This is a genomic window from Burkholderia sp. MS455 (genome assembly GCF_016899445.1).
Lineage (GTDB): Bacteria > Pseudomonadota > Gammaproteobacteria > Burkholderiales > Burkholderiaceae > Burkholderia > Burkholderia pyrrocinia_C.
Genome location: NZ_CP041778.1, coordinates 1,505,259 through 1,524,670, shown reverse-complemented (window position 1 = coordinate 1,524,670; position 19,412 = coordinate 1,505,259). Strand labels below are relative to the sequence as shown.

Below are 19,412 nucleotides of genomic sequence, written 5' to 3'. Positions count from 1 at the left end.
TCACTGGTTCTTCATCAGGGAGCCGATCGCGTCCTTCGTCGACGTGACGACGCCCATCTTTGCCTGCAGGTCGATCTGCATCGCGGTCGCCTCGGCCGACGCCTGGATCGACGCCGCGAACATCTGGTTCATCGACAGTTCGTCCGCGTGCTGGCTCAGGTAGGCGGAGTTGTCGAGCACCTGCTTGATCGCGGCGTCCGACGTCTCGACGAGCTTCGACACGGCGCTTGCTTCGCGCGAATGCGCGACGGGCGGCGTCGGCGTCGCGTTCGACATCAGCGCCTGGAAACGGCTGGCGACGTCGGCCGGGACGTCGGGCGTCGGCGCGGAGGTCGCGCCGGCTGGCGCCGCCGCCGCGTCGGAGAACGCGACGTCGAGCGCGCGGGTCAGGTCGACCGGGGAAAGCGGGGCATTCATGCGGGCCTCCTCGTCAAAGACGCAGATATTGCTGATGCGCGAACGCGGCCTGCGCATCGAAGCCGCCCGCCGGGTTCGCGGGCGGCGCATCGGGCGTGTCGCCGTTGGCCGCCGCGGCCGATTCGGGAAGCTCCCAGACACCCGTGCGATCCGCGTGTTCCTTCGCGAGCATCACGTCGTGCTGTCGCTCGAGCGCGCGCACGAGCGCGACCGCCTGCGCGGGGCTGCCGGCCGCGAGCACCTCGTCGGCGGCGATCCGCCATTCCGGATCGCGCTTCAGTTGCAGCGCGAACGCGAGCAGCGCCTTGCCGTAGATCGTGTTCGTCGTGCCGTTCGCGATCTCCGCGAACACGCGCACCGCGTCGTCGAAGTTGCCGAGCGCGACGTGCAGCATGCCGTCGAACATGTCGGCGGCGGGCAGTTGCGGCGCGAGCACGCGCAGCGCGTCGATCAGCAGGCCGATGTCGTAGGGATCGGCGGCCGGGCCGTCGAGCGCGCCGCCGAGCGCGAGGCTCGCGGCGTCGATCAGTTCGTTCAGCGCCGCTTGGTTGCATCGCAGATAGGTCGGCCGGGATTCGTCCATGGTGTGCGCTCCGTGTCGCCGCGCGAGCGGCGCATGTCGTTGAGGAAATGGCGTATGGAGCACAAGGTAGCAGCGCGCCGCGCCCGCCCGGCCGCCGATGCGAAGTGCGCGCGCGCGAGGCGAAGCGCCGCACGCGCTTCGCGCCGGACGGCGCCGCTTCGGGTCGGCGCGCGCGGCCGCCGCCGCGTGCCGCTAACGTACGCGCCATGTCCGACTCTCGACAGGAACAGCGGCGATGGCCGAAGAGAAAACCGAAGAACCCTCCGAACGGAAGCTGAAGAAGGTCCGCGAGAAGGGCCAGGTCGCAAAGAGCAAGGACGTCGCGGACGCGGTGACGCTGGCCGCCGCGATCGGCGTGCTGACGGCGGGTGAATCGATGCTCACCGGCGGCCTGTCGCGCACGATCCGCACCGCGCTCGATTTCGTGAATGGCGAACGCACGCCGCAGGCGACGCTGTCCGCGCTGCACGACCTCGCCGCGAGCGCCGCGCTGACGATGCTGCCGTTCGTCGTCGCCGCGATCGTCGCGGGCGTCGTATCGCAGGCGCCGCAGGCGGGTTTCATGATCACGCTCGAGCCCGTGATGCCGAAGTTCGACGCGATCAATCCGATGGCGGGCATCAAGAAGATCTTCTCGATGAAGTCGCTGCTCGAGCTCGTGAAGATGATCGTCAAGGCGGTCGTGCTCGCGTGCGTGATCTGGAAGATGATGATGTCGCTGTTTCCGCTGGTCGTCGCGAGCGTGTACGAGGCGACGCCGCAGTTGTCGCGCGTGCTGTGGACCGTGCTGATGAAGCTGCTCGGCGTCGTCGCGCTCGTCGTCACGGTGTTCGCGGCGGCCGACTACAAGATCGCGCGCGTGATGTTCATGCGCGACAACCGGATGACGAAGGAAGAGGCGAAGCGCGAGAACAAGGAGAGCGAAGGCGATCCGCACACGAAGGGCGAGCGCCGCCGGCTCGCGCGCGAGATCGCGACGAGCGCGCCGGCGCGGCAGAAGGTCGGCCAGGCGAACGTGCTCGTCGTCAACCCGACGCATTACGCGGTCGCGATCCGCTATGCGCCCGACGAGCATCCGCTGCCGCGGGTGATCGAGAAAGCCGTCGACGACGGCGCGCTCGCGCTGCGCCGCCACGCGCACGCGCTCGGCGTGCCGATCGTCGGCAATCCGCCCGTCGCGCGCGCACTGTACCGCGTCGAGCGCGACGCGGCGATTCCCGAAGAACTGTTTGAAACGGTGGCCGCGATCCTGCGCTGGGTCGAGTCGGTCGCGGGCGCGCGCACCGACGCCGCCGTTCCCTCCGAGAGGTCGTCATGACGCTGAAAACCCTCAAACTCCCCGCCGGCGGCGAGGTCGGCATCACGGTGCTGGTCGTCGCGATCGTCTCGCTGATGATCCTGCCGCTGCCGCCCGAGGTGATCGACGTGCTGCTCGGCATCAACATCGCGATCAGCGTCACGCTGCTGATGGTGACGATGTACGTCGGCAGCATCGTGTCGCTGTCGGTGTTTCCGTCGGTCCTGCTGTTCACGACGCTGTACCGGCTGTCGCTGAACATCGCGTCGACGAAGTCGATCCTGCTGCACGCGAACGCGGGCGACATCATCGAGAGCTTCGGCGAGCTCGTCGTCGGCGGCAATCTCGTCGTCGGCCTCGTCGTGTTCCTGATCATCACGACCGTGCAGTTCATCGTGATCGCGAAGGGCTCGGAGCGCGTTGCCGAAGTCGGCGCGCGCTTCACGCTCGACGCGATGCCCGGCAAGCAGATGAGCATCGACGCGGACCTGCGCGCGAACATCCTGACACCCGACGAGGCGCGCCGCAAGCGCGCGACGCTCGCGAAGGAGAGCCAGTTGCACGGCGGGATGGACGGGGCGATGAAGTTCGTCAAGGGCGACGCGATCGCGGGGCTCATCATCACGCTCGTCAACATCGTCGCGGGCATCGCGATCGGCGTGATGTATCACGGGATGACGGCCGGCGAAGCGGCGAACCGCTTCTCGATCCTGTCGGTCGGCGACGCGATGGTGTCGCAGATTCCGTCGCTGCTGATCTCGGTCGCGGCCGGCGTGATGATCACGCGCGTCGCGGACGATCACGACGAAGGCGAAGGCACGTCGCTCGGCTCCGAGATCGCGAAGCAGCTCGGCGGCAGCTATCGCGCGCTGTACTTCGCGGCGGTGCTGCTGATCGGCTTCGCGGCGGTGCCGGGCTTCCCGGCGGCGCTGTTCGTGCTGCTGTCGGCGATTCTCGCGTTTTCCGGCTACCGGCTGCAGAAGGGCGCGCGCCGCACGACCGCGCGCGGCGAGCCGGTGATCGCGCTGCAGCGCGCGGGCGCGAAAAGCAGCACGCCGTCGATCCTGCCGCGCGCGCCGCTCTTCACGTGCGCGATCGGCGTGCGGGTGTCGCCGGATCTCGTCGCGCGGCTCGCGCCCGCCGCGCTCGATCGCGCGTTCGACGAGGAGCGCGCGAAGCTGCAGGAAGAGCAGGGGCTGCCGTTTCCCGGCATCACGCTGTGGACGAGCGACGCGCTGCCCGAAGCGACGTGCGAGATCCTGATGCGCGACGTGCCGCAGACGCGGCTCGAATTGCCGGCCGACCAGACGATGCTGCCCGACGCGGCCTCGGACCCGGCGCTCGCCGGCCGCTGCACCAAGCGCGGCCCGGCGGGCGGGCTCGCCGAGAGCTACTGGATCGACGACAAGGCGGTGCCGGCCGGCGCGCGCGCGTGGCGTGCCGAGCAGGTGATCGCGCACGAGACGATCGTGCTGTTGCGACGCAACGCGCATCTGTTCCTCGGCATCCAGGAAACCCAATGGATACTCGACCAGCTCGGAACCGACTATCCGGGGCTCGTCGCCGAAGTGCAGAAGGCGCTGCCGACGCAGCGGATCGCCGACGTGCTGCGTCGCCTGCTCGAAGAGCACATCCCGATCCGCAACGCGCGCGACATCATGGAGAGCCTCGTCGCGTGGGGGCCGAAGGAGAAGGACATGCTGATGCTCGCCGAATACGTGCGCGGCGACCTGTCGCGCTATCTCGCGTATCGCGCCGCGCGCGGCGCGCGGCAACTGCCGGCCGTGCTGCTTGATCTGCCGGTCGAGCAGCATATCCGGCAATCGATCAAGCAGACGCCCGCGGGCAATTTCCTCGCGCTGCCGCCCGAGCAGGTCCGCTATCTCGTCGACAGCGTCGCGTCGTTCGTCGGAGAGACGCCGCGCGACGACGTCGCGCTCGTCACGTCGATGGACGTGCGCCGCTACACGCGACGGATGATCGAGGCGCGGCTCGGCTGGCTGCCCGTCTACTCGTATCAGGAACTCGGCGACCAGGTCGAATTGAAGCCGGTGGGCCGCGTGACGATGCCGGCGGCGGCCCACGCGTGAGCGCCGCCGATCTGAGGCCCGTGCGAATCATCGCGGGCGAGCCTGCCGCCGGGCCGGACGGCGCGTGCGCGTCGCGCACGGCGCGGCGCGGCTTCGATTATGCGCAACTGATGCGGCGCTCGCGCGTCGCGCCGGCCGGCGAGCGCGCCGCGGCCGACGACGAGCGGCGACATGACGCATCGATGCCCTGGCACGACGGCGCGATGCCGTCGTTCGAACGCGATCCGGCCGCGCTGCCGGACGCGGCCGGGCGCGAAGCGATGGCGCGCGCGTGCGCGGGCTCCGATGCGTTCGTCAATCAGGTGTTCGCGCAGCGCGAGCGGATGGTGCGCGTCGCCGAGGCGCTCGTGGCCGAGATTGCGGCGCTGTGCGGCGACGACGCGTCGGGCCACTGGGAGATCAGCCTGCCGCTCGACGCCGCACTGCTGCCGGACACGGTGCTGCACCTCGTTCTTTCGCGTTTCGACTTGCGGCTTCGGTTCGAGACGCCGGACGCGGCGACGCGGCACTTACTCTGCACGCATGGCGCAACGCTGCACGCGCGACTCGACACGCTGCTCGCCCATCGCGGCGCGCCGCGCACGATCGAGATCGACGTCGACTGAGCGCCCGTACAACCGAATCCGACCGACCGCGACGATGGAACCCGAGACAAGCGAACTGGAACTCGCCGCCGCCGCGCCGCGCGGCATCGACGCCGCGCTGCCGCTGCTCGCGTGCAACGCGTTCGACGCGGCGCTCGCGCGCATCGTCGCCGATGCGCGGCTCGCCGCGTGGCTCGCGCGCTTCCCGGCGTTGTCCGACTGGCGCGCGGCGCCGGGCGAGCGGCCGCGTTTCGCGCGCCCCGGCGTGCTCGACCTGCGACTGAACGGCGCGACCGCGCGCGTCGCGATCGACCTCGCGGCGTTTCCGGCGCTCGACGTCGTCGCCGCGCCGACGCCCGACGCGCCCGGCGACGCGAGCGTGTCGCTGCGCACGGCGCTCGCGTCGACGCTGCTGGCGCCGCTCGTCGCCGCGTTCGCGGCGGCGGGGCTCGACGACGTGACGATCGGCGGGCTGCGCGCCGTGCATCCGGCGGCGCTCGACGCGACGCGTTGCGTGCTGTCGTTCGCGCTCGACGGCGCGCCGATGCGCTGCGCGCTGCTCGACGCGCAGACGCCATGGCTCGACGCGCTCGCGGCCCGGCTGCGACGCGAGCGGACGGGCGATACGGCGAGCCAGCTCGCATGCATTCGCCTGCCCGGCCGCGTGCGGCTCGGCTCGCGCGCGCTGCCGCTGTCGGTGCTGCGCAGCCTGCGGCCGGGCGACGTGCTGCTGGACATGGCGCCGGCCGCACTCGGCACCGCGCGGGCGGGCCCGCTGCACGCGTGGTGGGGCGCGCGTCGCGCGACGCAATGGCATGCAACCGTTCTGATCGAGGGAACCACGATGACGATGACCGAAACACCAGACACCGCCGACGATCTCGACGAGCCGATCGTCGCAGGCGACCTGCCGGCCGCCGCGCCGGACGACGACGCGCCGCTCGCGGCGCCCGAGCCGGCCGCGCTCGGCGACGTCGACCTGCCCGTGCACGTCGAGATCGACACGCTGTCGCTGTCGATCGCCGAGCTGGCCGCGCTGCGGCCGGGCTACGTGCTCGAGCTGCCGCTCGCCGCGCGCGACGTGCCGGTGCGGCTCGTCGCATACGGCCAGGCGATCGGCGGCGGCAGGCTCGTCGCGGTGGGCGCGCATCTCGGCGTGCGGATCGATCGGATGGCGGGCGACGATGGTTCAGTTTAACGACATCACCGGCCTGCTGATCGCCGTGCTCGTGATGAGCATGGTGCCGTTCATCGCGATGGTCGTTACGTCGTACGCGAAGATCGTCGTCGTGCTCGGCCTGCTGCGCAACGCGCTCGGCGTGCAGCAGGTGCCGCCGAACATGGTGCTGAACGGCATCGCGATCCTCGTGTCGCTGTACATCATGGCGCCGATCGGTTTCGCCGCGCAGCAGCAGCTGCAGGGGCAGGCGCTGTCGCCGCAGCCGACGCAGGCGATGCTGCAGGCGTTCGGCGCGGCGAAGGAGCCGTTCCGCCAGTTCCTCGCCGCGCACTCGCGCGAGCGCGAGAAGCGCTTCTTCCTGCGCTCCGCGTCGGTGATCTGGCCGAAGGCCGCGGCCGCGCAACTGCGCGAGGACGACCTGATCGTGCTCGCGCCCGCGTTCACGCTCGCGCAGATGACCGACGCGTTCCGCATCGGCTTCATCCTCTATATCGCGTTCATCATCGTCGATCTCGTGATCGCGAACGTGCTGATGTCGATGGGGATGAACCAGGTGCAGCCGACCAACGTCGCGATCCCGTTCAAGCTGATGCTGTTCGTCGTGATGGACGGCTGGTCGACGCTCGTGCACGGCCTCGTGCTGACCTATTCCTGATGTCCCGATCTCAATTCCAATTCCAATCCCGATTCCGATTCCGAGGAGGCTTGTCCGATGGAAATCGATGACCTGATCCGGCTCACCTCGCAAGGCATGATGCTGTGTCTTTACATCTCGCTGCCCGTCGTGCTGGTCGCGGCCGCATCCGGGCTCGCGATCTCGTTCCTGCAGGCGATCACGTCGCTGCAGGAGCAGAGCATCTCGTACGGCGTGAAACTGGTTGCGGTGACGGTGACCGTCGCGATCGCCGGGCCGTGGGCGGCCGCCGAGATCCTGCATTTCGCGCAGCAGTTGCTGTCGGCGGCGGTGCCGTCATGAGCCGCATTACGCGCGCGATCGCGCAGACCATCCACGCGGCGAAGCCCGATCCGCGACGACGCCGGCCGGTGCGCGCGCGCACCGCCACGACCTACGGCAAATACGGCACGCGCTTCACGTATTCGAACGGCAATCAGGCGGCCGCGCTCGCCGCGCGCAACCAGATGCTCGCGAAGCTGAAGCCGCGTCCGAAGGCGGGCGCCGCGGGATCGCGGCGGCGCCGGCGCGCCGACAGCCAGGGCGAAGCGTTCGATGCGGGAGAGGAATCGACGGTGCCGCACGCGCACGTCGCGCCGCACGACGAGCACGACCGGCATTCGGGCGGGCAGGGCGGCGGCCGGGAGCAGCGCGAGCAGGACGAACGCGACGGCGATTCGGCGAACGTCGCCGCGCTGCCGCGCGTGCGCGCGTCGCGAGCGCGTCCGGCGCCCGTGCCCGCGCAGCGCGCGCTGCGCGACGTCGCGCATACGCTCGCGGACCCGATGGAGCGCGAGCATGCGTTGCGGCATCTTTGGGCCGACATACTGCTCCAGCTCGGCCGGCGCGTCGATACCGATCCCGGCGCGCGCATCACGGCCGCGCTGCTGAATCACAACGCGGACCTGCTCGCCGCCCGCTTGCACACCGGGCCGTGGACGCCGATCGGCTGGAGCGGCGTGAAGCAGTTGCTGCTCGACGCGATGCGAAGCGCGGGCGGTGCGCCGCGCGACGCGTCGGCCGCGCGTAGCGAGCGCGCGAGCACGCATTATATTCTGCTGCCGCTCATCGTGTTCAACGCGGAGCGTCCGTCGACGAACGCGCAACTCGCACGCGCGTATGCAAGCGTCGAGACGTTGCACAAGGGCGTGTTGGCCGCTCAGCGAGCGTGAACGTCGCGGCGCACGCGACGCTTCGCAAATGCGGCGGCGAATTCGCGCGACGGACAAACACCGATGCCGCGTCGAACTATTCTGGCTGCATGGACGAACGATGCGGCGCGATCGAACGGATGCACCGATCGCGACCGATTCGATCGACGCAAATGAAACACACGACGCACGGATAAGGAGCAACCGATGAAGCTGCTGCGGATCCTGACCGGCCTGCATGCCGGTGCGGAAATCGCGCTCGATGCCGGCGAGCACCGGATCGGCGCGGGCGACGACGCGGAGATTCGCATCACCGACTGGCGCGACGGCGATCTGCTGCTGTCGATCGATGCGCAGGGCGCAACCCGCGCACGACGTGCGGCGCCCGTGCCGGCCGAGGCGGCCGCCGATGCGTTCGACGCGGATGGTTCGCCGCTCCTGATGCTCGACTTCGTGCCGGTGCCGTTCGGCGAGACCGCGCTGTGCGTCGGGCCCGCGAACGGCGAGTGGCCGAGCGATCTCGAGCTGCTCGCGACCTTGTGGGCGCCCCCGCCTGGCGCCGATGCGGCGCGGCGGGGCGCGCAACGCAAGCTCGCCGCGTGCGCGGCGGCAGGCGGCGCGCTGGTCGCCGGCCTGCTTGCGATGGGGGCCATGCTGGCGAGCGCCCATCCGGGCGTGCCGCCCCCGGTCGAGCGTACCGATGCGCTCGCGACGCGCATCGGCGCGGAGCTGCGGCGCGCGGGCTATGCGGAGCTGCACACGGCGCCGCGCGGCGCGATGATCGCGGTCACCGGGATGGTCGCGACGCAGGCCGACGACCTCGCCGCGCGCAAGCTGCTGGACCGGCTCGCCGCGCACCGCGTCGAGCGCCGGTACGACGTCGCGCAGGACGATGCGCAGAGCATCGGCGAATCGCTCGGCGTGTCGGGGGCGACGGTCGCGTATGCGGGGCAGGGGCGCTTTCGGGTGTCGGGCATCGTGCAGGACATCGCGCAGCTACGCGCGGCGGTCGAGCGCGTGCGCGCCGACGTCGGGCCGAACGTGCGCGCGATCGACGTCGATGCACGCCAGTCCGGCGACGCACCGGTGCCCGTCGCGTACTCGGGGATGCTCGAGATCGGCGACGTGCGCTACATCGAGACGCCGGACGGCGTGAAGCACGTGTTTGCGGGCGCGTCGGCGGACGGCGCGCCGGACCTCAACTGACGGGAGAAACGGCATGTACGAAGCATTGGAACGGGCAGCGGATGAATGCGGACCGCTCGAGCAGGCGCTCGGGGCGCCTGACGCGGCGGTACGGATCGGCGTGCTCCGCGAGGCGCTCGGCGAGACGGCCGAGCGGGTGAGCGCGGCCACCGCGCAGGCGGCGAGCGACTACGACCGCGACGCGATGCAGAAGGTCTATCGCGGCTTGCTGGCGGCGCAGCGGATTGTCGCGACGTTGCACGAGGCGAACGCGACGGCCGCGTAGCGGCCATGGTTTCGCCGCGCAGCGTGCGGCGGCGGACGGAGCGGCGCGAGCCGTTCCCGACGATGCCGCACGCTGCGCGGCAGAAAAGCGGCGGGCCGCGACATGAAGCGGCGGCGCCGGAACTTTGTCAACGCGTGATCGAATCACGCACTTTCTGGAGAGTAATCATGTCGGCATTGGTAGGCGGTGCACTGGGCGAAATGACGAAGGACACGATGGCAGGCATCGCGTTTTCGAAGGCTGCAACGAAACTGCAGCAGATGCAGGAGATGACGAAGGCGGAGAACGACGTGAAGAAGCAGGCCACGAAGATGGTCAGCGACGCGTCGAAGCCGGCGCAGTAAGCCGGCTGCCATTCGGCATCGTGTTGGGCGGCCGGCGCGCGAGCGCCGGCTGTATTTTTTGGGGGACGCCGGATACCGGGGTGAAACTGTCATGAGTTGGGAACGTTATGCACAGGTCGTCGCGGAGGTATGCGCGGTCGTCGGCTTGCCGGACGTCGATTACGTGCTCGAGACGCGCACGATCGACGTCGAGGGCTTCGACGTGCGCGTCGACTACTTCGACGAGGATCCGGAGTCGATGTACGTGAATTTCCATTACGGCATCGTCAGCGCGGGCCGCACGCTCGCGGTGTACCGGCTGCTGCTCGAGGCGAACCTGCTGATCTACGCGCAGGACCAGGCGCAGCTCGGGATCGACGCGGACACCGGCAGCATCGTGCTGCTGATGCGATTGCCGCTCACGCCGGACGTGACGGGCGGGACGCTCGCCGATCTGTTCGCGCACTATGCGGAGCACGGCCGCTACTGGCGGCAGAACATCATCGAATCGGGCGACGAGATGTTCAGCGGTATCGCGTCCGGCGAATATTTCTGGCTGCGGGTGTAGCGGAGCCCGACGGCGGCACGCGCAACCGGCGGGCCAATCGTAACGGAACGTCACAAATTGCTGCGCGGATCCGGCGCGAACGAGACGATAGCGGCACGCATCCATGCGCTGCGCCCCGCGACGAGCGGCGGCGCGGCGCGCGGATCGAGCCCGAACTTCGTATTCGAACCCGCTTGCCGAGAGGATCCACCATGTTTTCGACACTCTATTTCGCCGCCGCCGCCGCGCTTGCCAATCCGGCGTCGAACGACGCCTACGCAGCGCGCGTGTTCGACGGCCGCTTCGCCGAAGCGGCCACGCTCGTCGCCGCGCGCTGCGAAGCCGACCCGGGCGACCCGGCCAACGACGTGCGCGACGTCAGCGCGTACGCGGACATCCAGCTCGTGCTCGGCCGCTTCGAGGAGGCCGAGGACACGTTCCGCCGCGCGCTGAAGCTGCTGCGCGATTCGCGCGACCAGACGCGCGTGATGACCTGCCGCAACGCGAGCTGGCAGGCGTTCTTCCAGAACCGTTTCGGCGTCGCGCAGGCGGGCTTCCGACGGATCGCCGACGATCGCGCTGCGAGCGTCGGGCAGAAGCTCGAGAGCCTCGTCGGCGCGTGCGTCGTCATGCATCATCTCGGCCGCGCCGAGGACGCGATGGTGGCGCTCGACGGGCTCGACGCAGCCGCTCGCGATGCCGATCCGCGCTGGCGGCAGCTCGCCGGCGCGCTGCGCGCGGACTTGCTGCTGCAATACCGGATCGGTCGCGCCGACGCGCTCGGCGATCACGTCTACTGGTGCTCCGCGTTGGCCGATCTGCCGTTGTCGGCGTTCGCGGAAACGGGCGCGGCGGCGGCCGATGCCGATGCGCTGCCGCTGCTGCGGATGCGCGTCGACTACATGCGCCAGGCATGCGCGCTCGCCGCCGGCGACCACGCGGCCCTCGCGCGGATCGATGCGCATGTGAGCTGGTGCGCGAAGACGGGCCTCGTCGACTACCAGCGCAGCGTGTGCCTTGAAGTCGCGCTCGCGGCACTCGCGGGGCACGCGCCGAATGTCGCCAACGCGATGATCGCGCCGTATCGCGACGCGGCCGGGCGCTGCGGCTCGCACGTGCGCTGGACTCTCGACTATCTGTACTGCGCGGCGAAGGTGTGCGAGCAGCAGGGGCGGATTCGCGAATCGTCGTCGCTGTATGCGCGCTATGCGCTCGCCTCGGTGCGGCACGTGCGCTCGGACGGCGCGGCGCTCGCGCCCTCGCTCGCGATCGCGCGGTGCGGCACGCATGCGGCGGCGCCGAGCGACGACGTCAGCGCGCGGCTGCCCGGCAAGTACCGGCGCGCGTATCGCTATTTGATGGAGCGGCTCGACCAGCGCGACCTGTCGGTGCGGGAGATCGCCGCGCACATCGACGTGACCGAGCGCGCATTGCAGGCGGCGTTCAAGACGTTTCTCGGGTTGTCGCCGAGCCAGCTGATCCGACGGCAGCGGATGGAGCGGATTCGCGGCGAGCTGCTGTCGGAAGGGCCGCGCGCGGCGAGCGTGCTCGAGATCGCGAACCGCTGGGGGATCCAGCATCGGTCGACGCTGGTCAACGGCTATCGGCGGATGTTCGACGAGGCGCCTTCGCAGACCTTCGACCGGTGAGGACGCGGGGGGCGACGCACAGCGCGTCGCCGCCGGTCGGCTGTTGCACACCGGGCGATCGTTCTGGCCGGGCGAAGCCGGCGCGCGGGCTCGCCGCGCCAATGCCTCACCGCGTTGCTTCGATGTCGCGGCGACGCATTACGATCGCGGTGCGAAGCGATACACCCGCGCGCGAACGTCGCCGAAGCGACGCGGCTCGCGCGATCGCGATTCGCATACGCCGCCGCGGCTTCGCGCGCATGGGGCACGCTCGCGCGTCGGCGCCCGACAATCGGCGTGTCCATTCCCTGAACCGGAGCCGCCGATGAACGCCATCCGCCCACCCGAACTGATCGAAACCGAGCGCCTCTATCTGCGCCCGCTCACCGCCGCCGACGCACGTGAAGCCTTCGACGCGCTGTTCGGCGATCCGGCGACGACGCTCGACCTGCCGTGGCCGATGCATCGCAGCGTCGACGAAACGCGCGCGTGCATCGGTCGTCTCGCCGAGGGCTGGCGCAGCGGCGCGTTTTTCAGTTGGGGACTGTTCGAGAAGCGCGACGGCCGTCTGATCGGCACCCTCGAGATGCACGGTCGCCTGCCGCGCGTCGAGATCGGGCTCGTGACGAGCTTCGCGCCGGGGCGCGTGCGGACCCGCGCATGGTCGGAGATGCTGCGCAGGTTTCTCGACTGGCTGATCGCGCAGCCGGGCGTATACCGGATCGAGGCGTTCTGCTCGGTGACGGGCCGCGCCGCGCCGTTCATGCCGAAGCTGGGTTTCGTCAGCGAGGGCGTCGTGCGCAACTACGAGGCGCGTCCGAATCGCGGGATGAGCGCGGGCGACAGCTATCTGTTCGCGATCACCAGGGCGCCGGGGCCGTTGGGCGAGGCCGTCGCGACCCGCGACGCGCAGGCGTCGGCGCGCCAGGCTGCGTGAACCGGCGAGGAGCTTGCACGGGAGCGCCAGGGCGGCGGGGTGGCCGCGACGATCCGCGCCTACGCGCGCGCCGGGCGTCGATTGCCTGCGTCCGATTCGTCGCGACGCGCATCGCGGATTTCGTGCGGTCTCGCTGACTTTCGCCGCCGCGTCCGACCCATGACGGAAGTCGCGACGGAGATGCGGGTTCGCCGGGTCGAACGTCGCGCGTATCCGGGCTCTCGACATTCGGGTTCGCGTGACACGGTGACGACCGATGTGCGGCTCGCCACGATCGCCGCAAACCACAAACCCGCCCGATCTTCACCCCATCCCGCTCGCATGCACATGCCGCGCCCATTGATACCGGTCGAGCCGCAGCAGTTGCGAGATGCGTGCGGCGACGTCGCCGTCGTGCGCGCCGGCGCCCTCCGCGAGCTCATCCACTTTGAGGAACCGGCCGACGAGCACCGTCGACGCCCGATCCCCCGACAGCACCACGGTCTGCGCATAGCGCCGCCAATCGTCGTCTTGCAGCGCGTACAGGCACCAGCTCTGCAGCGCCGTGCACATCGGCGTGCCGCGCTCCTGGTCTTCGAGCGTGCGCAGAATGTGCAGCGCGCCGATCCAGTCGCGCCGGCTGATCCGCAGCCGCACGTCGCACAGGTCGACCGCGGCGTTGCGCGGCTGCAGAACGCGCAGCGCGATCAGCAGTTCGTCGAGGTCCGCGTGTGCGCTCGCGCGCAGCCCGACCGAAAAGGCCGAGAGCAACGCGCGCAATGCGGCTTTGTTGCACGATTTGATCGCCATGTCGGTGCGATGCGTCGAGAAGAGATGATCCGCCTGCGATGATCGCCGTCGTACGCGCGCGAGCGGCCGGCGCGTGCGAAGCGACATCGTGCGCGGCGAAGCGATGCGCGCGTTGCGGCGGCGGCGCACGATGCGCGACCGATCGTTTCGGTCGCCGCGACGTCGCTTCGCGCGGTTCGCGGCGCGCGCGTACGCGCTGCCTAAGCTTGTCGTCGAACCGCGGGCGCATGAGCGCCGTGCGCGTTCTGTTCCCTTTCCTTCAGTCGATTCACATTCATAGCGAGACGATCATGAGCGTTAACGGCATTACATCGACGACTATCCACCCGTCGCAGTTCAACTCCTCGTCGACGTCGTCGAGCAGCCGCGATCAGAAGATCGACAAGCTGCTCCACGAAATCGAAGCGCTGCTGATGCAGGACGATTCGGGAGACGGCGACGATACGGACATCGGTGGCGATTCGAACGGCAACACGCCGACCGGCGACAACACCCCGACGAACCACGTGACGCCGTCGACGGGCGACAAGCCCGGCGAAGACATGCGCGACGTCAAGCTGAACACGAAAGCGGGCGGCGAGGCGCTGCACCTGAAGATGGACACGCAGGGCAACCTGTACAACGGCAGCGGCAATTCGGTCGGCGTCGTCGACAAGGACGGCAACGTGAAGCTGAACTCCGGTGCGACGAAGGAGCTGGAGCGCCTCGAGACGGGCGGCAATCCGCTCATGAACGCGAACGTCGGCAAGCGCGGCGCCGGCGGCAACATGGAGTTCACGCCGGACGAAGTGACGGTGAGCGCGGGCGACGTCGACCAGAAGAACGACTTCTGACCGCGCGGGCGGCGCGGCGGCACTGGACACGCGCTTTCGAATCGGTGCACACTGCGCGCTCGCGCCGCCGCGTCGCGGCCCGTCCAATCATTCGCGGACCGCGACGTCCGCCGGAGTCGAACTTGATCGTGTCGCAACGGGCCGACGCCCGAATCCTCGAGGTGATGCAGGCCCGGCAGGCGTGGGGCACGCTCGCGCTCGACCGCGACGGCGCGATCGTCGCGGCCACCGAGCGCGCGCACGCGCTGTTAGGCCGCACGCTCGTCGCCGGGCTGCCGCTGCACGCGCTGCTCGGCGACGCGGCGAGCGCGGATCCCGCCGCGCTGTTCGACACGCTCGAACAAGGATTCGAATTCGAAACCGACGACGCGATCCTGTGGCTGACGCTGCAGCCGGTTGAGCACGATCCGGCGATCGCGGCGACGGTCACGGTCGCCGACGTCACGCCGCTGCGCCGCGCGCTCGACGAGCGCGTCGCGTCGCTGCGCTTTCTGGCGCACGACCTGCGTTCGCCGCAGAATTCGATACTCGCGCTGACCCAGTTGCACGACGCCGATCCCGACGCGTTCGCCGCGTGCGGCGGCCTCGAACGGATCGCGCAGCTCGCGCGGCACGCGTTGCTGCTCGGCCAGGACTACCTCGTCGCATCGGCGGCGGACGATCTCCGGCAGCGCCACTTCATGCGCTTCGACCTGCGCACGATGCTGCGCGAGCTCGTGCCGAAGCTCGAAGTGGGCGCCGTCTATCGCGGCGTCGCGTTGCAGCTCTGGCTCGACGACGCCGTACCGCTGTGGTTGCACGGCGCGCGCGTATTCGTCGCCCGCGCGCTGCAGAACCTGATCGACAATGCGGTGCAGGCGTCGCGGCAGGGCGCGCGCGTCGAGATCCGGCTGCACGTGCGTGACGCGCACGCGGAAGTAACGATCCGCGATTGGGCCGGCGGCCTGCCGGGCCTCGCCACGGACGGGCGCATGACCGATTTCGCGCCGCTCGCGAAGCGTGGCTCGATGGGCTTCGGCCTCGGGCTGCAGCTCGCCGCGCAGGTCGCCGCCGCGCATGCGGGCACGCTGTACGCCGAATCGAATCGCGGCGTCGGCACGGCGTTCGTGATGCGCCTGCCGATGCCCGCGCCGGCAGGCGCGGCAGCTTCGGCCGTGCCGGACGGCATCGCGCGCTGGCGCGCGAGCGTCACGCCCGATGGCTGAGCGCCGGCATCCTTTCCTTTTCGCTTGACGAACCCCATTTCCGCGATGTCCGAACCGAACATGCAGCGCACCGTGCAGCAGCCCAAGCAGATCGTCGTCGTCGAGGACGATCCGGTGCAGCGCACGCTGCTCGTCACCTGGCTCAAGGCCGAGGGCTACCGCGTCGAGGCGTTCGACGACGGGCTCGACGCGCGCCGTTTCCTCGGCGACAGCTGGGCCGATCTGCTGGTGCTCGACTGGGACCTGCCCGGGATGACGGGCGAGCGGCTGCTCGGGTGGGTGCGTGGCCGCGCGCGCTCGATCGTCCCGGTGATCTTCCAGACCGTGCATTCGGACGAAGAAGACATCGTGAAGATTCTCGACGCCGGCGCGGACGATTTCCTGATCAAGCCGCTCGAGAAGCAGACGCTGCTCGCACGCGTGCGCGCGTTGTTGCGGCGCTTCGCGGCGCTGTCGGTCGACAGCGGGCGCATGCAGCTCGGCGGCTGCGTGTTGTCGCGCGCGACGCTGACCGTGTCCGACGGCAGCGCGTCGCACGCATTCAGCGCGAAGGAGTTCGACATTCTCTGGCATCTGGCCGAGCATCCCGGCACCGTCGTGCAGCGGCAGGATCTGTTGCGGCTCGTGTGGGGCGCGGAAGCGTCCGCGCAGACCCGCACGGTCGACATGTACGTGAGCCGGCTGCGCAGCCGGCTGAAAGCGGCGGGCCTCGGCTGGACCGTGCATGCGGCGTACGCGACAGGCTACCGCCTGAACCTGGGCGCGGACGCAGAGCCGGCGGATCGCGCATCGTGACGTGGCGCGCGGCCGCGTCGGCTGCCGCCATCGCCATCGCGCTCGCGAGCCATGCGCCGGCGCTGCATGCGGTGCCGCTCGCGTGGCCGCTCGCGCGCTTCGACTATCGCGTGGGGCCGGTGAGTGCCGCCGCCGCGTTGAGCGAACTGAGCCGCCGCTCGGGCGTCGCGATCGACGCGGACGCAGGCGCGGCGTGCCGGCTCGACGTGCGCGAGGCGCTGCCGCCGCGGCGTTTTGTCGACTGGGTTGCGCGCACGTGCGGACTTGCGGCGTACTACGACGGCGCGGTGCTGCAGCTCGTCGCGCCCGATGCGTTCGAGCGTGCGGCGGTGCGGCTCAATTACGCGACGCCGGCCGAGCTGCGCGCGACGCTCGCACGGCAGCGGATCGTCGACGAGCGCTGGCGGCCCGGCTATGACGACGCGGCGCGGATCGTGCGGGTCGCCGGCCCGCCGCGCTATGTCGCGCTCGTGCTCGCCGCCGCGCGTGCGCTCGACGAAGCCGCGCAGGCGCGCGTGCGGACCGAGACGCGCGCGTTCAGGCTGCATGCGCGCGCGGCGGCTGACCGCGCCGTGCGCGGCGACGCGGGCGATGCGTCGCTGCCGGGGCTCGCGACGCGGCTGCGCCGCCGGCTCGAGCAGGACGGCGTCGCGCCGCGCGCGGTGCCCGGCGTGCGCGAATTCACGGCGTCGCTGCCGATCGTCGACGCGGATGCACGCTCGAACACCGTGCTGATCCGCGACGTGCCCGCGCGGCTGGCGCGCGATGCACGGCTCGTCGCGCAGCTCGATACGCTGCCCGCGTCGATTCGGATCGATGCGTTCGGCGCGACGCTCGCGCGCGCGCAGATCGACGCGCTCGGGTTGCGGTGGCGCGACGACACGCAGGCGTCCGTATCCTCCGGCGCATCCGCCCCGCGCGTGGCGATCGCGCCCGCGCCGGACGGCTGCGCGCCGATGCGCGAGCGCATCGCCGAGCTTGCCGCGCACGGCGACGCATCGATCGACGCCGACGGCTCGACGCTGACGCTCCCCGACGACAGCGCGGATTTCGGCCGTCTGCGGCAGGTGTTCGTCACGTCGGGCGATGGCGATGCGCGATCGCTCGACGCGCAGCGGAACGGATTCGCGATGCGGGTTACGCCGCGCGAGACCGCGCAGGCGGGCCGTTATGCGCTCGACATGCGGATCGTCGAGCGCTGGGCGGACCGCGACAGCCGCTCGGCCGGCGCATCGTCGTCGCGCGAAACCGTGTCCGGCGCGACGCTCTCGGCAGGGGAATGCGTGGCGCTCGCGCTGCCGCTTGCCGCCGGACATGAGGCGCAGCAGCTCGTGCTGGTGACGCCGCGCGTGACGTCCGCCGATCCCGTGCGCCGGCCGCTGCCGGCATCGCCGACCGCGCAGGCGCGACGCGCGCCGGCCGCGGCAAGCGCAATCGCCAGCTTCCCCGAAACCGCGAAGCGCGCGACGCAAACGCGCGAGACGTTACGCGCGCATCCGCCGGCGACGCCGCCGGACGGCCTCGGCCTCAGCACGCAGACGCGCCTGCTCGGCAATTGATGCAAACTCCACGCATTATTAAACGACGGTCTGGCATGATTTAGACGCGCGATGACAATCGGCTTTTGAAATTAATTCCACCAGTCGATTAACACGGGATTCGGCATGTTTATACGATTTTTTCCGATTTTAGATCGGCATGGAAAAATGCCGGATCGGATGCGTGCCTAACGATTAACAATCGACTGCATCATTTCATTCAGCTCGATCCGATTGTAAGTCGCCCGTAACGCGTCCTTCGTCGAGATCCGGTTGCGGGCCGCGAGCGCGGCGAGGTCGTCGTTCAGGGAACGCGACATGTTGTCCTCGCGGCGCCGCAGGAACTCGTTGACGAGGTGCAGCTTCGTCGGATCCGCGATCAGCTTCGCGACCTGGTTGTTGTTGTTGAACAGCAGTTCGCTCGCGAGCACGAGGCTTTCGCCGTCCGCGCTCGGCACGAGGCTCTGGCAGACGATGCCGATCAGCGATTCGGCGAGCGCGACCGCGTGCCGGTCGCGCTGCTCGACCGGAAAGAACGACAGCAGCTTGTTGAGCGCGCTGACCGCGCTGCCCGTGTGCATCGTCGCGAGCACGAGGTGCCCCGATTCGCCCGCTTGCAGCAGCGTGTCGGCCGTCTGCGCGTCGCGCACCTCGCCGACCATCACGACGTCCGGCTTCTGCCGCAGCGCCTCGCGCAGCCCGTGCGGGAAATTCGGCGTATCGGTCGGCACTTCGCGCTGCGAGATGATTGACTGGCGGCGCTCCAGATAGTATTCGATCGGCTCCTCGATCGTGACGATATGCGTGTTGCGCGTCGCGTTGACGTGCTCGAGCAGCGACGCGATCGTCGTTGTCTTGCCCGAGCCCGTCGGGCCCGTGACGAGGATGATGCCCTTCGTGTTGTCGAGCATCGAGCGCACGTAGACGGGCAGGCCGAGTTCCTCGAGCGGCAGCGGCTTGAGCGGCAGCCGGCGCATCGAGATCACGATCTTGCGGCCGCCGCCCGCGCGGTACACGTGGCAGCGCAGCCGGCAGCGCGTGAGGACGAACGGGCGGTCGAGCGTGCCTTGACGCAGCGCGGCTTCCCAATGCTCGTCGATCGCGTCGAGCAGCGGCCGCATGTCGTCGAGGAGCACCGGTTCGTCGCTCGTCTCGACCCAGCCGCGCGGGGTCTTGATCGTGACGGGACGGTCCTGCTCGATGTGGATGTCGGTGAACATCTGCTTCAGGTCGATCAGGCCGAGCACTTCGCCCGCGAGATCGCGCAGCGGGGCGGCGGCATGCTGGTTCATCTTGGCAGTTCGAATGAATGGATTGGGCGGCGGATTTCGCGCGGTGAAAGAGAAAATTGAATGGTCTATTTAATTTTGC

The 19,412-nt window shown here is 69.8% G+C and carries 21 protein-coding genes; 17 read left to right on the top strand and 4 right to left on the bottom strand.

What is annotated here, in order from left to right; all coding sequences use genetic code 11:
• Both FPJ27_RS11455 and FPJ27_RS11450 read right to left on the bottom strand, forming a co-directional pair.
• A complete protein-coding gene (locus FPJ27_RS11455; protein WP_204422946.1) occupies positions 1-417 on the bottom strand; it encodes a type III secretion protein HrpB2 in 417 nt (138 codons plus the stop codon).
• A gap of 13 nt (positions 418-430) precedes the next feature.
• A complete protein-coding gene (locus tag FPJ27_RS11450) occupies positions 431-1,000 on the bottom strand; it encodes an HrpB1 family type III secretion system apparatus protein (protein WP_072436862.1) in 570 nt (189 codons plus the stop codon).
• A 235-nt stretch (positions 1,001-1,235) separates the two neighbouring features.
• Between FPJ27_RS11450 and sctU the strand changes: the two genes are divergently transcribed.
• The 13 genes from sctU (at position 1,236) to FPJ27_RS11385 (ending at position 12,881) form a co-directional block, all read left to right on the top strand.
• A complete protein-coding gene (gene sctU, locus FPJ27_RS11445; RefSeq protein WP_072436861.1) occupies positions 1,236-2,318 on the top strand; it encodes a type III secretion system export apparatus subunit SctU in 1,083 nt (360 codons plus the stop codon).
• Positions 2,315-4,387: a type III secretion system export apparatus subunit SctV gene (gene sctV, locus FPJ27_RS11440; RefSeq protein WP_204422945.1), complete on the top strand. Its 2,073-nt coding sequence runs from the start codon at positions 2,315-2,317 to the stop codon at positions 4,385-4,387. Before sctU ends, sctV begins: the two co-directional genes overlap by 4 nt.
• The gene (sctP, locus tag FPJ27_RS11435; RefSeq protein ID WP_204422944.1) at positions 4,384-4,992 is read left to right on the top strand and encodes a type III secretion system protein SctP; all 609 of its coding nucleotides are present in this window, start codon (positions 4,384-4,386) and stop codon (positions 4,990-4,992) included. The genes sctV and sctP overlap by 4 nt, the downstream gene beginning before the upstream one ends.
• Positions 4,993-5,026: 34 nt before the next feature.
• On the top strand, positions 5,027-6,169 hold the full coding sequence (gene sctQ, locus FPJ27_RS11430; protein ID WP_204422943.1) for a type III secretion system cytoplasmic ring protein SctQ: 1,143 nt from the start codon (positions 5,027-5,029) through the stop codon (positions 6,167-6,169).
• Positions 6,156-6,806, top strand: a complete 651-nt coding sequence (gene sctR, locus FPJ27_RS11425) for a type III secretion system export apparatus subunit SctR (protein ID WP_010109702.1) — start codon at positions 6,156-6,158, stop codon at positions 6,804-6,806. Before sctQ ends, sctR begins: the two co-directional genes overlap by 14 nt.
• 57 nt (positions 6,807-6,863) lie before the next feature.
• Positions 6,864-7,127: a type III secretion system export apparatus subunit SctS gene (gene sctS / locus FPJ27_RS11420; RefSeq protein WP_038743708.1), complete on the top strand. Its 264-nt coding sequence runs from the start codon at positions 6,864-6,866 to the stop codon at positions 7,125-7,127.
• Positions 7,124-7,996: a type III secretion system protein gene (locus FPJ27_RS11415; RefSeq protein WP_204422942.1), complete on the top strand. Its 873-nt coding sequence runs from the start codon at positions 7,124-7,126 to the stop codon at positions 7,994-7,996. Before sctS ends, FPJ27_RS11415 begins: the two co-directional genes overlap by 4 nt.
• A 186-nt stretch (positions 7,997-8,182) precedes the next feature.
• Positions 8,183-9,181, top strand: coding sequence for an HrpD5 family protein (gene hrpD5 / locus FPJ27_RS11410; RefSeq protein ID WP_204422941.1), 999 nt, complete (start codon positions 8,183-8,185; stop codon positions 9,179-9,181).
• 13 nt (positions 9,182-9,194) lie between these two features.
• On the top strand, positions 9,195-9,446 hold the full coding sequence (locus FPJ27_RS11405) for a type III secretion protein (RefSeq protein WP_072436854.1): 252 nt from the start codon (positions 9,195-9,197) through the stop codon (positions 9,444-9,446).
• A 167-nt stretch (positions 9,447-9,613) separates the two neighbouring features.
• A complete protein-coding gene (locus tag FPJ27_RS11400) occupies positions 9,614-9,790 on the top strand; it encodes a hypothetical protein (RefSeq protein ID WP_006762820.1) in 177 nt (58 codons plus the stop codon).
• A gap of 91 nt (positions 9,791-9,881) precedes the next feature.
• Positions 9,882-10,337, top strand: a complete 456-nt coding sequence (locus FPJ27_RS11395) for a CesT family type III secretion system chaperone (protein ID WP_072436852.1) — start codon at positions 9,882-9,884, stop codon at positions 10,335-10,337.
• A 191-nt stretch (positions 10,338-10,528) separates the two neighbouring features.
• The gene (locus FPJ27_RS11390; protein WP_204422940.1) at positions 10,529-11,965 is read left to right on the top strand and encodes a helix-turn-helix transcriptional regulator; all 1,437 of its coding nucleotides are present in this window, start codon (positions 10,529-10,531) and stop codon (positions 11,963-11,965) included.
• 304 nt (positions 11,966-12,269) lie between these two features.
• Positions 12,270-12,881, top strand: coding sequence for a GNAT family protein (locus FPJ27_RS11385; protein WP_204422939.1), 612 nt, complete (start codon positions 12,270-12,272; stop codon positions 12,879-12,881).
• A gap of 303 nt (positions 12,882-13,184) precedes the next feature.
• Here the strand turns inward: FPJ27_RS11385 and FPJ27_RS11380 are convergent, their stop codons facing one another.
• The gene (locus FPJ27_RS11380; RefSeq protein ID WP_072436849.1) at positions 13,185-13,670 is read right to left on the bottom strand and encodes an HrpB1 family type III secretion system apparatus protein; all 486 of its coding nucleotides are present in this window, start codon (positions 13,668-13,670) and stop codon (positions 13,185-13,187) included.
• A gap of 227 nt (positions 13,671-13,897) precedes the next feature.
• Here FPJ27_RS11380 and FPJ27_RS11375 point away from each other — a divergent pair, with 227 nt between their 5' ends.
• The 4 genes from FPJ27_RS11375 (at position 13,898) to FPJ27_RS11360 (ending at position 18,062) form a co-directional block, all read left to right on the top strand.
• A complete protein-coding gene (locus FPJ27_RS11375) occupies positions 13,898-14,503 on the top strand; it encodes a hypothetical protein (RefSeq protein ID WP_072436934.1) in 606 nt (201 codons plus the stop codon).
• Positions 14,504-14,631: 128 nt separating this feature from the next.
• Complete coding sequence (locus FPJ27_RS11370) at positions 14,632-15,708, top strand: HAMP domain-containing sensor histidine kinase (protein WP_204423161.1); 1,077 nt, start codon at positions 14,632-14,634, stop codon at positions 15,706-15,708.
• A gap of 45 nt (positions 15,709-15,753) precedes the next feature.
• Positions 15,754-16,503: a response regulator transcription factor gene (locus FPJ27_RS11365; RefSeq protein WP_072436848.1), complete on the top strand. Its 750-nt coding sequence runs from the start codon at positions 15,754-15,756 to the stop codon at positions 16,501-16,503.
• Positions 16,500-18,062, top strand: a complete 1,563-nt coding sequence (locus tag FPJ27_RS11360; protein ID WP_204422938.1) for a secretion protein — start codon at positions 16,500-16,502, stop codon at positions 18,060-18,062. Before FPJ27_RS11365 ends, FPJ27_RS11360 begins: the two co-directional genes overlap by 4 nt.
• 167 nt (positions 18,063-18,229) lie before the next feature.
• Here FPJ27_RS11360 and FPJ27_RS11355 read toward each other — a convergent pair whose 3' ends face one another.
• Complete coding sequence (locus FPJ27_RS11355; protein WP_072436846.1) at positions 18,230-19,333, bottom strand: ATPase, T2SS/T4P/T4SS family; 1,104 nt, start codon at positions 19,331-19,333, stop codon at positions 18,230-18,232.
• Positions 19,334-19,412: the final 79 nt, after the last annotated feature.

Excerpts from the sequence above, each read along its gene's own strand:
- FPJ27_RS11455 (WP_204422946.1), bottom strand. The coding sequence starts at position 417 with ATGAATGCCCCGCTTTCCCCGGTCGACCTGACCCGCGCGCTCGACGTC.
- FPJ27_RS11450 (WP_072436862.1), bottom strand. The coding sequence starts at position 1,000 with ATGGACGAATCCCGGCCGACCTATCTGCGATGCAACCAAGCGGCGCTG.
- sctU (WP_072436861.1), top strand. The coding sequence starts at position 1,236 with ATGGCCGAAGAGAAAACCGAAGAACCCTCCGAACGGAAGCTGAAGAAG.
- sctV (WP_204422945.1), top strand. The coding sequence starts at position 2,315 with ATGACGCTGAAAACCCTCAAACTCCCCGCCGGCGGCGAGGTCGGCATC.
- sctQ (WP_204422943.1), top strand. The coding sequence starts at position 5,027 with ATGGAACCCGAGACAAGCGAACTGGAACTCGCCGCCGCCGCGCCGCGC.
- sctR (WP_010109702.1), top strand. The coding sequence starts at position 6,156 with ATGGTTCAGTTTAACGACATCACCGGCCTGCTGATCGCCGTGCTCGTG.
- sctS (WP_038743708.1), top strand. The coding sequence starts at position 6,864 with ATGGAAATCGATGACCTGATCCGGCTCACCTCGCAAGGCATGATGCTG.
- FPJ27_RS11415 (WP_204422942.1), top strand. The coding sequence starts at position 7,124 with ATGAGCCGCATTACGCGCGCGATCGCGCAGACCATCCACGCGGCGAAG.
- hrpD5 (WP_204422941.1), top strand. The coding sequence starts at position 8,183 with ATGAAGCTGCTGCGGATCCTGACCGGCCTGCATGCCGGTGCGGAAATC.
- FPJ27_RS11405 (WP_072436854.1), top strand. The coding sequence starts at position 9,195 with ATGTACGAAGCATTGGAACGGGCAGCGGATGAATGCGGACCGCTCGAG.
- FPJ27_RS11400 (WP_006762820.1), top strand. The coding sequence starts at position 9,614 with ATGTCGGCATTGGTAGGCGGTGCACTGGGCGAAATGACGAAGGACACG.
- FPJ27_RS11395 (WP_072436852.1), top strand. The coding sequence starts at position 9,882 with ATGAGTTGGGAACGTTATGCACAGGTCGTCGCGGAGGTATGCGCGGTC.
- FPJ27_RS11390 (WP_204422940.1), top strand. The coding sequence starts at position 10,529 with ATGTTTTCGACACTCTATTTCGCCGCCGCCGCCGCGCTTGCCAATCCG.
- FPJ27_RS11385 (WP_204422939.1), top strand. The coding sequence starts at position 12,270 with ATGAACGCCATCCGCCCACCCGAACTGATCGAAACCGAGCGCCTCTAT.
- FPJ27_RS11380 (WP_072436849.1), bottom strand. The coding sequence starts at position 13,670 with ATGGCGATCAAATCGTGCAACAAAGCCGCATTGCGCGCGTTGCTCTCG.
- FPJ27_RS11375 (WP_072436934.1), top strand. The coding sequence starts at position 13,898 with ATGAGCGCCGTGCGCGTTCTGTTCCCTTTCCTTCAGTCGATTCACATT.
- FPJ27_RS11365 (WP_072436848.1), top strand. The coding sequence starts at position 15,754 with ATGTCCGAACCGAACATGCAGCGCACCGTGCAGCAGCCCAAGCAGATC.
- FPJ27_RS11355 (WP_072436846.1), bottom strand. The coding sequence starts at position 19,333 with ATGAACCAGCATGCCGCCGCCCCGCTGCGCGATCTCGCGGGCGAAGTG.